The following is a 13,270-nucleotide window of genomic DNA, read 5'->3' on the forward strand; positions in this document are numbered from 1 at the left end:
TAAACAATGTACCAAAACCAGTATCATCTAATTCTGAATTAGAATCTTTGTGAGATTGAGAAACGAATACCAAGAAATTATTAAACGACCGACCAGTTCGTCTGATTTTCATAATAATTTCTCTACCCACATCAGTAATATTAAAGAACCATGCTTCATCAATGAAAGTAATTGATTCTTTCTTGCTTTCAGAACCAAATTTGTAACAGAATTGACCTAGGGCATAAAGAGCGACTAGAGACTGTCTTTGATTTTCAGTAATACTTGTTTCACTTGTCGGTAATTCAAGACCAGTTACTTCAATAATTGAAATACGTTTTGACATACTAATGGCTTTATTTTGACCATCTGAGAAACAAAGAGATAAAGTAGAGTTACTCATTTTTTCAAGTAGTAACTCCGCCGTAATTCTCACTCTATCCGTTTCACTCTTAGTGAGGGCTTCCATGATATTTTTAGTACCGACTTTTTCGCCATTTTCACGCAAGACAAGATATTTTTCAATCATTTGTAACAATTCTTTTTCAAATTGTTCATTTTGTTTCAAATCGTAAAACTCGCCTATCATAGAAATAATCAAGTTTTTAGCTTCTTGACCTGTCAAGAATACTAACGGGTCAAGGACACCGTGATTTTCAGAATTTCTAGCGTCAATGGTCACAAAATTAATCTGTTTGATATAGTCACAAATTTCAGGATAGATACCTTGACTTTCATACTCATGTAAAACTTTCATGAATTGTTTTCTAACTTCTGCTTTGGGGTCAAAGTAAAGCAATTTTGTTTTCAAAATACTATTCATGACGAACATTTGCTTAACAAAGAAAGATTTTCCCATGCCCATTTGACCTGTTACTTTTACAAGACCGTCAAAGCTAATTTTACCCTCAACATCTAACTTATTAGCTTGTAACAGATTATAATAAACAAGATTTCTCGAATTTTGGAGTGCTTCTTTATAACCACCAGACCAACGGTCATATCTTGAATCCACTCTACCCATATACAAGCCAACATCAGAACCTACTTTTTGACCAGTAAAAAACAGACTTTCCGCAAAGCCTGCCATTGTGGTTGTTTGTAAGTATCTGCGTTCATTCTCAAATAAAGGCTCAGTCAATCTATGTTTATAAAAAAGATAAACTTGGTCGTCTTTAGCACGTGCCAATTCAATACCAATTTTTTTGAAATTGCGCATGACGATTTTTATTTTTTCTTGTAAGCGATCATAATCATCATCATAGACAAACATTGATTGAAGATAAGAGATAATTGTTTCGCCACGATTTGATTTTTTTACTAAATCTTCTGAAAGGGCTTCTGCTTGTCCGATTTCATCACGAACAATACCATTTCTCATGGCAATATCTTCATTTGTTTTTTTATGTTTTTGCTTAGCACGATTGGCACGTTGTTGCATTGAATTAAAGCCATTCTTCTTAGCAAAGATAGCCTTTGTTTGTACCTCTGTATCAAAACCTAGTAATCGCCGTCTTTCGATAAAGTGATTATAAGATAAGTTTGACGGTGGTATGGCAATCGGCAATATAGCTAAGTAAGTTGTTTGCGCACCGTCACTTAAAGTTAAAATACCATAATTTTCAAAACTAACACCAGCACTGCCAAAATTATCAATGTTATTTTCAACTTGAATAATTTCAAGCTCTCTATCTACTGACATACCACGTAAATAGTGATTATTATTGACGAAAATTGTCTGGTCTTGTGTTGGCATATAGCCGTTGAGTGGTAACAGTGTTTGATAAATTTCATGATTAAGTTCTTCAAATCGTTCATACCAATCTTCATCAAAAGTAACATCAGAACCAGTTGTTGCCATTACTCTATTTGAAAAATCAGTAATAGCTGTTTTAAGACCGTCTTTAAAATCAAGTGACACATGATTATTTCTAAGCGGTATAGTTAAAAAGAATCTATCCTGAGAAGTTTCGCCAATTTGTTTTTTAAGCTCCTCAGCTTGCCTTTTCATAAGATACAAGCCAACTGGTTTAGTATCTTCTGCTAAGTCCTGCTCCAAAAACTTATAATTATGTGTTGCTTCTGTAGAAAATGGAATCGTTGAGACTTCAAAGCCACCGAAAATTTCTAAATCAGATAAAGTATCAGATACCAAGTCCTTAAATTCATTTTTCAGTGTAATATCTACTGTATTAACAATCGTTTCAGGAATTTCGTACATTGCATAGACATCAAGATTTGACCGTAACATCAAATTACCGTGAAAAGCAACAATCCCATTTCTTTTATTCAAATTTCTAACTCCTTATTTTCTTTATAAGATTACCTTGTGATAGGTAATGTGTGTTTTTTCTTCTACCGTAAATCAACCAATACATGATTTTATCAAACAAATATCTATGAAAGAATTTACCATCAATCTTTAAATCAGCCACAGGGTCAGCAAAGTTCCAAGCAATTAAAGCCGAAAATATAAATGCCCAATACACTGAAAAGAAAAATAATACTTTCCAAAAGAAAAGCATTGACAAAGTAAACTCTAAAATCAAATAAAAAGCCCATGATAATTTCTTTTCGCCAACCAAAGGTATTGGTGGTAAATATGAAGGTGCTTCTAATGATAATTGGTATGAAAATGTATCCCTATCAGGGTATCTCTCTTTATCTTCCATATTACAAAGAACCAGAAATACCGTTAATTACTTTACCAACTCCAGAAATCACAGAACTAATCACTACTTTCCATGCTTCAAATGTTGTTGGACTTAGAATACTAGATACCGTAAGTCCTATTAAGCCAGTCATTAATGCGTTTGTCTTATCGCCTTTCGCAAAAGCTTTCAAAGCACCGATACCAGCACCGATTAGAATAAGTAATGCGACAGCGTTTAAAATATTAGTCATTTTATTTTTCCTTTTCTTCTTTAAAATAATCTTGTGAGACACCGTGATTTAGTGTTTTGACAAACCAAGTATCCCCATTTTTCTTAATTGACAACTCAAAATTTTCTTTATGAATTGAATTGAGACTGTCTTTGAAAGAGACCGTCACAACAGCAGTTGTTGTACCAGAAGCACCTTTAGCATAATAAGTGTAAAGTAACTTATCAAACTTATAGCCTTTAATACCGACAATATCAGCACTCATAGTAGCAAGTGTTTTATCATCAGTTGTATAAGCCGTGAAAAAGGCTTCTAAGAACGTGCCAAACTTTTTAACTTCACTTTCTGTATAGTCTTGTGTTTGTTTTGTCAGACCTTGTTTTTTAACATTATTACCTTGTAACTCGCTTAGGGCAGTCACGAAAGGTGTATCTGACACATAAAATCTGTCAGCTTTACTAGCAAACGGAATGTTAAATTCTACAGACCTATCAAGAAATTTACTGTTTTTATCTTCTGAATTTTCTTTTACTTGGTAATTGACAACATATGTAGCTAAATTGTTTTCAATTTTAAGTAAAGTACTTGATACTAATTTCATATCACTTTTATTTTCAGGTAGATAAGTCATATTGACATTATCGCCAAAATACTCAGTTAATTTTTTTGAATAATCGCCAGTATTTTGTGACGAGTAGTTAAAATAACTATTAATAAAGCTAGTCATATAAACATTGACTTTATTGTCTGTTTCACTCAATATACGCTTATCAGATACAACTGAGACAGTTGGTTTAGACAATGCTTTTGACCGTGACAGAATGGATAAAGTTGTTGCGCCAACTGACAAGCTCAATAATAAGCCAATTGTGCCATAGACAAGGACTTTACTTTTGAAAGTACCAGAACCTTTAAGTGTGAATTTTTTCTTGGGCTTATTGATGAAAGTAACAGTTTTCTTGTTTTTCTTATCATCTTTAGGCGCAAACAATTCATCTTTCTTAGTTCTGAGTTTTTTCAGTAAACCTTTGTCTTTTTTCTCAGGCACTTTTTCAGGCTCGTTTTGTTTTTCATCATATCGTGCAATGAGTTGTTTAGCTTCTGATAAAGTAAATAAATCATCAGGTTTGACCTCGCCAAACTCTAACTCTTTAGCAACTATAATTAAATCACTTACTCTGATTTTCATTTCATGCGCAATATCACTTAATTCATAGTAGAGTTCTTCTTGTTCACTCAATTTTTTTACTCCTTTTCATATAACAAACCTTTCTGTTTTGCTATTATAAGAACGCAAATTTTGACATTTGCGCCCCTTAATTTAAAAAAGATCTAAGTCTTTTACATACATATCAATTTGTGACTGGTAATCTGTTTCAGAATAAGTCTCAAAGTTACCGTAACCATTGAAACCGATATAATCATCATTCCAGCCTTTGATATTACCAAAATAAACTGCACGTGCGACATCATAAATTGACATACCAGTTTCTTCAAAAAATTCTTCTGTAAATTCGTAAATCTCTAAGTCAATTTCATAATATTCAGTTGACTCAATTTCACGTAATTTATTAATTAAAGATGAAACATCATATTCCCCACTCCATAGACCAGAAACATTCTCTATATCAAATACACCAAGTTCTAACTCAGGCTGTCCGTTAGGATTGTATTTATCTAAATACTCAGCTTCAATTTTTTCATAACTAGAATAAATAAGCTCCTCAACAGTAAACCACCGACCTTTTGAAAAATTGTCAGGATAACTACCGATGAAGAATTTATCATCTTCAATCATTTCATAAACATTAATTTTCATTTTATCCTCTTTCTATTGATTAAAATAATACCACCCACATTCAGATTAACTCGCTAAATCATTTGCCTTACGTGCAAAAGCATAGGTACGTTGACTGAATTTTTTGTGTTGTTCATTAAGAGAATAATAGGACTTAATAACACCCTCCAAAGCGCTGTATTCAGCCCCATTTAAATTCTCAGCTTGTTCTTTTAAAATACTATTTAGCTGTCCTGCAATCGTCCACGCTTCATCAAAATTGTGTTTTTCTACCAGCTCCCCTAATGTACTAATCAGTTGATTCGTTTTTTTGGGGTCAATTTTTGGATATTCTTGTGTTGCATTTGCCATAGGTTATACCTCTTCGTTTTCTTAAAAGTTAGTTTTTTTTAAAAGTTCAATACCCGCCCAATCATTATTTTAATCACTTACTCCCGATAGAGTAATTTGTCATATTCAATGTTTAACCTTTTGAGTTCTTGCAGTTTTTGCGCATTAGTCCAACCATAATAGAGATGTCTGTAATCAAATTTTCTTCTGTCATGTCGCAAATAGTTATGATCACACAAAATATCAATTTTGATACGCATGATTTGACACGCTTCACTATTGATGTTTTTCATCATGATTTTTCTTTTAGCTTCATAACTGCCACGAAATTTTTGAGTGCTGCTTTTTAAAGCAGCTTCAATCAAACGCCTTTCACGTGCTTCATTGATTTTTTCAATTTCAGATAATGTTAAATCAGTCATATTCAAGTTCAATCATTTCATGGAAGTTGTCATAAAATGCCCTTTCCTTTTTCTGTTTAACAATAGAATCTACTAAATGTTGATTTTTTTCATCAAGTTCTTTTTCGTTAAACAACTCCATTGTTTTCCGAGAACCAGTTAATCTATCAATCTCCATGTTTCTTTTCAAAGAAGCAAAAACAGATGAATCAAGCCATTTTAATGTTCGGTCATAACTGACTTCCCTAGGTTTATTGACAAAGCCATAACTTTTATCTGAACCAAAAACATCTAACCATTCAATATCCCAATTACCTTTATCGTCCTTAATATCCAAGTAATGAGAGATAATTTGACCTGCTAAATTTTGTAGTGGAATATCGTTATACCAGAAATCAAAAATGACTTGTGTCGCTTTATCCCCAAATAACCTTATTTCATAACGGTTTTTATAACCGTATAATTCATGAATTTCATCAAGATATAAATCACGTACCATTGATTGTTCTTTATCTTTTTCATAGAAATTGATATAGATTGACTTACTTTTACGTGAACCAAAATATAAAGATAAGCCAGTAGAGATAAACTCGCCGTCTCGGTATAAGAAACTTTCATTTGACGAAAATTGTCTGAAAGGTGTTTGAATTTGACCTGCCAACATTTTGTCATAAAGTTTACGTAAATCATAGTTACCTTTTTTAGAGTACATTTCATCAGTCGCTAAATCAAGACGAGTGAATTTTAAGTAATCATCTAAATCTTCAAAATTAGATACTTTTTTTTGTTCCATAGAAAAAAAGAAACAATCTTGAAAAAATTGTTTCCATGTTCTATTTTGGTCTTTAAGTTCCTGTTCAAACTCACGACAACCACCACCATTAAACTCAACAAGTGTACCCATATCAATATTTTCACTATGACGTAAAATTCGTATACTGCCATAAGACATACTCATGTTGTAGTTGTGCATACTTGATACATCAATATTGAATAAGTTACTATCCATGAGGAGTAAATCTTCAATCACTTCAAACCACTTCAAAGTTTTAAGTCTAATTCTTAGATAGTCAACACTTGTTTCTAGCTCATATTTTGAATTGTAACTCAGATAATCAAGGAGAACTTGCTTCTTTTTAGGGCTTAATGTTTTTTTACCAGAAAGCACATTAGAAATAAATACTTGTGAAACACCAACTATCTTACCGACATCTTTTTGAGATAAAAGGTAGTTTTTCATAATACCTTTTAAATCAAAACTTTCGTCTATCGTCATGAACCAGATACTCCTTTTTAGTAATTTCTGTCATCTGATAGCGTGCTAATGAGAAATCATTACCACAATAATGTGTGCTAATGTCACTTTCAACTTCCATTAGGCTATTAGCGCCAATCACGTATGATTCATCAAAAACGCTATTTTCGCCTTTTACAACAACCGCATAATATTTCATATTTAAATCTCTTTTCTAATCTTTTCTTGATTTCCATATAACCAATCAAGCTTACCTAGAAGCCTTTAAATAAAGAGTTTATTAAGTTGGTTATATTGTTACACCCCGTATTACAATTCGGGGTGTAAGCTGTTTTGCCTATGCCCTTGCGGGCATAGGCAAATGTCTTGTAACTGCGTAACAAGACCGTAAAAACCGCACTCAATACGCTTCCGCCTGACGGCTCCGCTTTTCGCCACGTCTTTTACGGTCTCGTTCCACAGACAAGTCCACCGCTCAAAGGTTCTCGTTTTTGATTGTTTCATCACAATATCGCTTCACTAACAGCTACTTGGTAAGTTTTACCACTCGACTTATAGCTAATTGCCCTTTCAAACATAATTAAATCAGAAGTACTAAACGTTTTGTCAAATTCTTGACCTGCTGTTTCAAACTCAGACTTATACTTTTTGAAAACTCGATAATCAAGTTTCAGTTCATCTGATAATTCTTTAGCCGTATAAATTTTGATGACAACATCTTGCTTATCAAATTCCAAATCAACCCTTTCTAAAGTCTCAAACTCATCATAAAATGAAAACTCTTTAGAGTCAGGCAATTCAGGAGAGAAAAACTCTCTAGCAGGACTACCAAATACACCATAATAACCACGACCATAAACACGTTCGCCATTAATTTGTTCAATATACTTAAAGTATTTATTTTTGTTTTCTTCCCCAAAAATAACCTCATATGAGAATTGAGACAAACGACCAACTGAAATACGTGTCATGATATTATCTTTAAAGGTGGACGGTAAATCATCAGCTTTTACATTCTGAGTTGCGATAATCGCAAAGAAGCCCGCTTGACGACCTTTCAAGATAATCTGTTTTAAAGCTCCCATAGCCCGCTCAGCTTCTAACATCATTTCTCTATCTTCTGACATCATAGCACGTAAAGAGGGAAACTCGTCAATGATTAAAAAAGCAGGTTTCAATTCATATTCTTGAAAATTGCCTAGCTCTTTTTGATTTTTTTCTTTTTGAAGTTGACGCATTGTCGCATAACGAATTTCCATGTTTTCTTTAAACTCAATAATTTTATTAATCATATCAGCTACTTCAAAAACCACCCTATCCTGTAGGACTGGTAATTCAGCTAAAGAAACAAAATCAGCTTGTTTAGGGTCTAGTATCTCGACAAGACCCTCTCTAAGCAGTCCATTTAAAATAGAGCGTAAGAGAACCGTTTTACCACCACCAGTACCACCAGCAATTAACAGATGAGGGTTATGCACAAAGTCCCAAAAGACATCTTCCATAAGGATAAGTCCTTTGTCAACCACACGTACATCTTTAGCTGAGATGCGACCTAAGATAGTGTCCGCAGAATAGACATAGCTAATATAGCCTTTTTCATCTATTCTACCCATCATATCTGCAGAGTACATCACTTCTAAAGCGCCACCAATATTTAAAAACTTATCCTGAAATTGTCGACCCTCTAACTGAAAAGTGACCACAATGGTGTACTTATTTTGTTTGAGGTAAACATTAGGTAGTTTGATTTTATCGGGTTTATCTTTACGTTTTATAGGATAATAAATTTTATTTTCTAACAAATGACGATATAATAATCTTCTATTTCCTAGTTTTTTAAAAAACCAAAATTTGATATGAAGCAACCGATACAAAATAAAAGTACCAATAAAACTTATCAGAACTACAAAAAGAAAGTAAACAAGCAAGAAATATAAATTTGAACTCAGTTGTGAAAATAAAAGATAAGTCAAAAGACCAAATAAAAGTAAAAAAGGCAAAAGTAAAATAGTAACTGTCATTCTTGATACTATTTTTTCTTTTTTACCTATTTTTATACCTCTAAAGTAGAAAATCTGTTTTAACAACTTCATTTAACACCACTCCCTAAAAATCAAAGATTATTTCTTTTGACTTTCTTCTTTTGGTTTGGGTGGTTGTGGTGCAGGAGCAGTTGAGTGATCACTTACTTTTTCCAAGCCTTCAGCAGAGACCGTGAAATAATAATCAGGCACTACTTCTTGACGTGTTCGACCATTTGCGGTAGTCACTTCAACACGTTTTGTGCCCGTTTGTAATCGAGCAACAACTTTACCAGTCAAACGGACGCGATCATTCATTTTGAATTTAGTGTCGTCAAAGTCTAATGGGACACGAATGTCCATATTGTCTTTTTGGACTTCTGAATAAACTTGCACATAGAGTTGCTCAATTTTATGTGTATTTTCAACTTTTTGTAAGTTTTTATCAGGTTGCTCTTTATCCAGTTCAGCTTGATTGTCATAAATTGCACCAGTTTCAGTATCTTCATAATTGAACCGTTCCGAAGCAATCGTATCAAGATAAGTTAACCCGCCATAAGTTGCTTCAACATCAACAGAATATTCCTTATTGAAAGTATCAAGACCATATTTTTTCTTTGCTTTTGCCATTATTTCATCTCCTCTACACTATCCGCAAAAATGACAGCGGAATCTTTTACACCAGCAATACCCTCATCAAACATGAAACCACCTAGTTTGGGTTTGATCACTTTCACTTGTACACGACCGTCAGGCACAAAGCCTTTATTAGCAGGTACAACCACACGAAAATTAGGCTCATCTAAACCACTCGCACTATAGACTAACAAATCAGGTTGTGTCATAGTTTTCTTGAGTTTAGTCGGGTTAGGATTGATCCAAATCTTCTTATCCTCGACAATTTCTTCCAGCTTTACTGAAAGTGTTTTTAATGCAGACATATTTTATCTCCTAAATTTAATACTTGTAATCAAAATTAAAAAAACTGGAAGTACAGCATTTTGATTATAGTGACTTCACAACATAAACACAGTTTAAAGACTTGTTCGGGTCAAGTTTAGTCCACCTTATTAAAAAGGACCGAACAAATCAGTACAGATAAAATGACTTATCCAATCTATTTGTTCTTCCTCTAAAGTAACTCGTGACTTTAATTCATAATTATTGTCCACCTCTCTAAGAAAAAAAGGACGCAACGTATCCGTCAACTCCGCAACACTCATTTTTTCAATCTCTTTTTTATAGGCGCTATCACTCTTATTTCGCATAACCATTAACCATTTTCTATACCACTATTCCTTATATTTTTTATTTTATGTAGCTTTCAGGGATTGAACCTGTTACACGTTGAACCAAAAACACGCTAGATATTTTAAACATATAATCTTACCATTAAGAAAAGCTACTAAAAAAACAAGATACTCAGTACCTTGTTTTCAATCTCATTTAATTCAATTATCAGACAGTATATAAGACCCTGTCCTAGTCCCGACTGATATATTCAGTCATTAATCTCGTTTATATATGGCTAAACAGTTTATGACATGTTCAGGTCAAAATCGAAAAAATAATCTTTTGTAGTCGGACAACTAAAACAGTTTGACATTTTCTATACCTCCATAAGTTAATACAGTTTTAAGACTTGCTCAGGTCAGTATTTTTTTTAAAAGTCTCTTTCTCCTAAATATTGCATTCAATTCCTTTTTTTGCTTATTAGTCAAAGTACTGTTAAATTCTCTCAATCTCCTAAACCAAAAATTAAGCTGTCTTTCTACCTCTTGATATTCCTCGCTAAACCTAACTCTTTCAACTACCAAACCGTTAGGATATGTTGAAAACCGACTACTATTAACTTCAGCAGACCAATAATCTACCTTTGAATTAAGGTATTCACTTTCTACAATTTGTTCTTGTGTAATCAAGCTAATCATTCCCCTATCAATTTAAATAACAAAAAAAGACCAGATTTCTCTAGTCAAAACAACTTATTTAATACCTGTCAAAAAATCTATAAACCTCGCTTCATCTTGTGAAGATAAGTAGCCTACAAAATTTATCACAACATATTCTTCCTCAACTTGCCTAATTTTAAATGTATCAATCCAAGACGGTTTATTCAAGCCAGAATAAGCCCAATCTTTTATCTCAAAATACTTAGATTGATAGTAATCAGACTTTGAACTAAAATGACTTGTAATATTGTAATAACTAATAATCTCGTTATCGTATTTCAAAACAAAAACAGGTCTGGTTTTTGAACCAAATTCCCTGCCCTCGTCATATGCTAAATTAGCAATCATAATGCTATGCTCTCTGACATCTCTAGTCATTGAAAAATTCCTTTATATCTTCTTTTTTGGATAAGTCTAGTTTTTGAACTTGAGAATTTTTGAAAGCCAGATCAGTAATCTTTTTTCTATTACCTATCCTTTCGTCATTAAACCAATCACTAGGATAAGGAGTAGTTATTTCACTATTTTTAAGAGATAGTGGTACTTCTTGTTCATAAGCTGTTTTAGTAATAAACATTTTGAGAGCAGTTGAAATATCCAGACCTTGGCGTTCGAAAACTTTTTGAGCCATATCTTTTATTTGGTCGTCAACTCTTGTAGAAATTTGTATCGTAGTCATGATATACCCTCCTTAATTAACACTATTATATCACAAATGAGTGCTTTTTGTGAGTAAACGTGTTTATTTGTTTTTAAATTCATCTGCTCTAAACTACTTACAAGGAAAGTTGGGAAAATACTTATAAGCAGTTTACAACAGACAAACATTGTCTATTGTCATTTTCACAGGAAACAAGCATATCTAAGTTGATACTCATTGACAATTATTTTCCTGACTTAATAGAAACAAGCACATTCATGTTGTATGATGTTCAGCAGATTGCTATTGCTTTCTATCCGAAAATTATAAAATATCAGCATAACTTGATACCGTATATTTCGTATTACATTAATCTTCAATTTCAATCTCTAATCTTTCATTTTCAAGACATAGAAAAATTGAACCTACCACCAGTTGTACTGTTAAAACATCTAATTTTTAACAGGTTGAAATACTTGAATAAGTCAACTAACATTTTACCCATATGAAAAACTTTTAGTCATTTTTCGAGCGCCATGCGTTCCTTTGTTAGACAGGTTCACTACATAGACCGAGATTTACTTTGTGGCTCACTTTTACAAGGTCTTGGCTTACTAAATCTATGCAGTGTTCTGAGGACTCTACAATCCCCTGTGGGCTTTTTACGGTTCCACCGCCATTATCATTTTGACAACGGCTCTACAATCAGTTATAATAAAAGTGCTAATAAGTATTACAACTGAATTGTAAGCCAGTATCTTAAAGATTCTGATTTATTTTTCAAAGTTCAATTATTCAAAATTTGTTTTTTGTATGAATTGATTTATTTTTTGATTTCTTATAGAAAAGTAATCAAGACTTACAAGTTAGTTTTTGAATAGTGTTCTTGAACCATTCGGCTATTTATTATATAATGAGTAGCCTTTTGTTTCAAAAATTGTTTCAACCTTTTGGTTGATAAAATAATTCTACCAAAAGGTTGAAATGATGTCAAGTGTCTTTTGAAAAAAATAAAAAAATTTTTTATAAGGAGAAAAAATGATACAAGAACGTATGAAAGCATTACGTCTAGAAGCAAAACTTACTCAAAAAGAAATAGCAGAAAAACTTAAAATATCTACTGCTTTTTATGGTCAATGGGAAACAGGGAAAAAAACACCTGCAAGTAAAAACCTAAGTAAAATTGCTGATTTTTTCAATGTTTCTACTGATTATCTTTTAGGAAATACCGACATTAAAAACCAAAAACAATTTGACGAAGACTTGGAAAAGTCTCTTGATACATTTAAATCTTTTGACGGTAAACCAATGTATGATGAAGACCGTGAAAAAATACGTGAATTTTTACGTAAAAGAATGGAGGATAGACTCAAGGATAACTGATATATGCTATCAAAGATTAAACGACTAATAAAAGAACTGGGAATTGAAATTCAATGTATGGAATTTGGCGGACATGGATATTTTGGAATTGAAAACAATAAACCTTTAATTTTTATAAATGAAAATTTAAATGAAATAGATACCTCACTTACTCTATTACACGAAACAGCTCATTTTCTTAATGGAGATAGTGAAAAATATATTACTAATCATTTTCAAAACGATATTATAGAATTCCAAGCCAATCAATATATGATTAGTGAAGTTATGAAAATGCTAGATCAAAAATATGATTTCACTCCAGATACAAACTGTCAACAAATCATTGATAGCTTGAACCTGCCATATCATCTTGATGGTGTTATCGTTAATGAATTTAATGATATTATATCTGATAAGTTTGGTGTGATTAAATAGCATAAATAAGTTTTTTTATAATTCAAAAACTATTTATTTAAAGATATTCTTTGTATTTAAAATCTGAAAGGAAATATTAAGGGCACCTCTAATAACTACCAATTAATTCACCTCTAAATGAAATTAGAAAAAAACACAGAAAACTAAGCATGGTCTACTGTGTTTTTCTTTATGTTACAGACGCCACTTGACTGTTTATTCTTATTTTAGA

The 13,270-nt window shown here is 32.4% G+C and carries 18 protein-coding genes; 2 read left to right on the top strand and 16 right to left on the bottom strand.

The features are described from left to right. The 16 genes from HZR21_RS10400 to HZR21_RS10475 all read right to left on the bottom strand — a co-directional run. Nucleotides 1-2,272: ATP-binding protein (locus tag HZR21_RS10400; RefSeq protein WP_180747576.1), on the bottom strand; the 2,272-nt coding region annotated here is incomplete at its 3' end. A gap of 4 nt (nt 2,273-2,276) precedes the next feature. Further along, complete coding sequence (locus HZR21_RS10405) at nt 2,277-2,651, bottom strand: hypothetical protein (protein ID WP_031367045.1); 375 nt, start codon at nt 2,649-2,651, stop codon at nt 2,277-2,279. 1 nt (nt 2,652) lies between these two features. Beyond that, entirely contained in the window at nt 2,653-2,883 is a 231-nt protein-coding gene (locus tag HZR21_RS10410; RefSeq protein WP_031367046.1) for a hypothetical protein, read from the bottom strand. 1 nt (nt 2,884) lies between these two features. Then, nucleotides 2,885-4,102, bottom strand: a complete 1,218-nt coding sequence (locus HZR21_RS10415) for a conjugal transfer protein (protein WP_180747577.1) — start codon at nt 4,100-4,102, stop codon at nt 2,885-2,887. 81 nt (nt 4,103-4,183) lie between these two features. Further along, nucleotides 4,184-4,681 (bottom strand): hypothetical protein, encoded by a 498-nt coding sequence (locus HZR21_RS10420; RefSeq protein WP_180747578.1) that lies wholly within the window; start codon nt 4,679-4,681, stop codon nt 4,184-4,186. A 45-nt stretch (nt 4,682-4,726) separates the two neighbouring features. Next, on the bottom strand, nt 4,727-5,011 hold the full coding sequence (locus HZR21_RS10425) for a hypothetical protein (RefSeq protein ID WP_180747579.1): 285 nt from the start codon (nt 5,009-5,011) through the stop codon (nt 4,727-4,729). Nucleotides 5,012-5,088: 77 nt separating this feature from the next. Further along, nucleotides 5,089-5,412 (bottom strand): hypothetical protein, encoded by a 324-nt coding sequence (locus HZR21_RS10430; RefSeq protein ID WP_246307850.1) that lies wholly within the window; start codon nt 5,410-5,412, stop codon nt 5,089-5,091. After that, the gene (locus HZR21_RS10435; RefSeq protein WP_138492457.1) at nt 5,405-6,667 is read right to left on the bottom strand and encodes a replication initiation factor domain-containing protein; all 1,263 of its coding nucleotides are present in this window, start codon (nt 6,665-6,667) and stop codon (nt 5,405-5,407) included. The genes HZR21_RS10430 and HZR21_RS10435 overlap by 8 nt, the downstream gene beginning before the upstream one ends. Beyond that, nucleotides 6,645-6,845, bottom strand: coding sequence for a hypothetical protein (locus HZR21_RS10440; protein ID WP_061775298.1), 201 nt, complete (start codon nt 6,843-6,845; stop codon nt 6,645-6,647). Before HZR21_RS10440 ends, HZR21_RS10435 begins: the two co-directional genes overlap by 23 nt. A gap of 304 nt (nt 6,846-7,149) precedes the next feature. After that, entirely contained in the window at nt 7,150-8,448 is a 1,299-nt protein-coding gene (locus tag HZR21_RS10445; RefSeq protein ID WP_180747581.1) for an FtsK/SpoIIIE domain-containing protein, read from the bottom strand. A 318-nt stretch (nt 8,449-8,766) separates the two neighbouring features. Continuing rightward, complete coding sequence (locus HZR21_RS10450) at nt 8,767-9,297, bottom strand: hypothetical protein (RefSeq protein ID WP_167842352.1); 531 nt, start codon at nt 9,295-9,297, stop codon at nt 8,767-8,769. Continuing rightward, the gene (locus HZR21_RS10455; protein WP_180747582.1) at nt 9,297-9,608 is read right to left on the bottom strand and encodes a hypothetical protein; all 312 of its coding nucleotides are present in this window, start codon (nt 9,606-9,608) and stop codon (nt 9,297-9,299) included. Before HZR21_RS10455 ends, HZR21_RS10450 begins: the two co-directional genes overlap by 1 nt. 129 nt (nt 9,609-9,737) lie before the next feature. Continuing rightward, on the bottom strand, nt 9,738-9,941 hold the full coding sequence (locus HZR21_RS10460; protein ID WP_180747583.1) for a hypothetical protein: 204 nt from the start codon (nt 9,939-9,941) through the stop codon (nt 9,738-9,740). A 372-nt stretch (nt 9,942-10,313) separates the two neighbouring features. Then, complete coding sequence (locus HZR21_RS10465; RefSeq protein WP_180747584.1) at nt 10,314-10,589, bottom strand: hypothetical protein; 276 nt, start codon at nt 10,587-10,589, stop codon at nt 10,314-10,316. A 63-nt stretch (nt 10,590-10,652) separates the two neighbouring features. Beyond that, nucleotides 10,653-10,997: a type II toxin-antitoxin system PemK/MazF family toxin gene (locus HZR21_RS10470; RefSeq protein WP_180747585.1), complete on the bottom strand. Its 345-nt coding sequence runs from the start codon at nt 10,995-10,997 to the stop codon at nt 10,653-10,655. Then, on the bottom strand, nt 10,990-11,298 hold the full coding sequence (locus HZR21_RS10475; RefSeq protein ID WP_180747586.1) for a type II toxin-antitoxin system RelB/DinJ family antitoxin: 309 nt from the start codon (nt 11,296-11,298) through the stop codon (nt 10,990-10,992). Before HZR21_RS10475 ends, HZR21_RS10470 begins: the two co-directional genes overlap by 8 nt. Nucleotides 11,299-12,297: 999 nt before the next feature. On the opposite strand from HZR21_RS10475, the gene HZR21_RS10480 reads away from it, so the two are divergent. Together HZR21_RS10480 and HZR21_RS10485 are read left to right on the top strand one after the other, a co-directional pair. After that, nucleotides 12,298-12,642 (top strand): helix-turn-helix domain-containing protein, encoded by a 345-nt coding sequence (locus tag HZR21_RS10480; protein WP_180747587.1) that lies wholly within the window; start codon nt 12,298-12,300, stop codon nt 12,640-12,642. A gap of 3 nt (nt 12,643-12,645) precedes the next feature. Beyond that, on the top strand, nt 12,646-13,059 hold the full coding sequence (locus HZR21_RS10485; protein ID WP_220441117.1) for an ImmA/IrrE family metallo-endopeptidase: 414 nt from the start codon (nt 12,646-12,648) through the stop codon (nt 13,057-13,059). Nucleotides 13,060-13,270 lie beyond the last annotated feature (211 nt).

Origin of the sequence: Pseudolactococcus laudensis, from assembly GCF_013449735.1 — a bacterium.
Classification (GTDB): domain Bacteria; phylum Bacillota; class Bacilli; order Lactobacillales; family Streptococcaceae; genus Pseudolactococcus; species Pseudolactococcus laudensis.

Bases quoted from the DNA above. Each gene is read 5' to 3' on its own strand.
- HZR21_RS10405 (WP_031367045.1), bottom strand. From the start codon at position 2,651: ATGGAAGATAAAGAGAGATACCCTGATAGGGATACATTTTCATACCAA.
- HZR21_RS10410 (WP_031367046.1), bottom strand. From the start codon at position 2,883: ATGACTAATATTTTAAACGCTGTCGCATTACTTATTCTAATCGGTGCT.
- HZR21_RS10420 (WP_180747578.1), bottom strand. From the start codon at position 4,681: ATGAAAATTAATGTTTATGAAATGATTGAAGATGATAAATTCTTCATC.
- HZR21_RS10425 (WP_180747579.1), bottom strand. From the start codon at position 5,011: ATGGCAAATGCAACACAAGAATATCCAAAAATTGACCCCAAAAAAACG.
- HZR21_RS10430 (WP_246307850.1), bottom strand. From the start codon at position 5,412: ATGACTGATTTAACATTATCTGAAATTGAAAAAATCAATGAAGCACGT.
- HZR21_RS10435 (WP_138492457.1), bottom strand. From the start codon at position 6,667: ATGACGATAGACGAAAGTTTTGATTTAAAAGGTATTATGAAAAACTAC.
- HZR21_RS10440 (WP_061775298.1), bottom strand. From the start codon at position 6,845: ATGAAATATTATGCGGTTGTTGTAAAAGGCGAAAATAGCGTTTTTGAT.
- HZR21_RS10450 (WP_167842352.1), bottom strand. From the start codon at position 9,297: ATGGCAAAAGCAAAGAAAAAATATGGTCTTGATACTTTCAATAAGGAA.
- HZR21_RS10455 (WP_180747582.1), bottom strand. From the start codon at position 9,608: ATGTCTGCATTAAAAACACTTTCAGTAAAGCTGGAAGAAATTGTCGAG.
- HZR21_RS10460 (WP_180747583.1), bottom strand. From the start codon at position 9,941: ATGGTTATGCGAAATAAGAGTGATAGCGCCTATAAAAAAGAGATTGAA.
- HZR21_RS10470 (WP_180747585.1), bottom strand. From the start codon at position 10,997: ATGACTAGAGATGTCAGAGAGCATAGCATTATGATTGCTAATTTAGCA.
- HZR21_RS10475 (WP_180747586.1), bottom strand. From the start codon at position 11,298: ATGACTACGATACAAATTTCTACAAGAGTTGACGACCAAATAAAAGAT.
- HZR21_RS10480 (WP_180747587.1), top strand. From the start codon at position 12,298: ATGATACAAGAACGTATGAAAGCATTACGTCTAGAAGCAAAACTTACT.
- HZR21_RS10485 (WP_220441117.1), top strand. From the start codon at position 12,646: ATGCTATCAAAGATTAAACGACTAATAAAAGAACTGGGAATTGAAATT.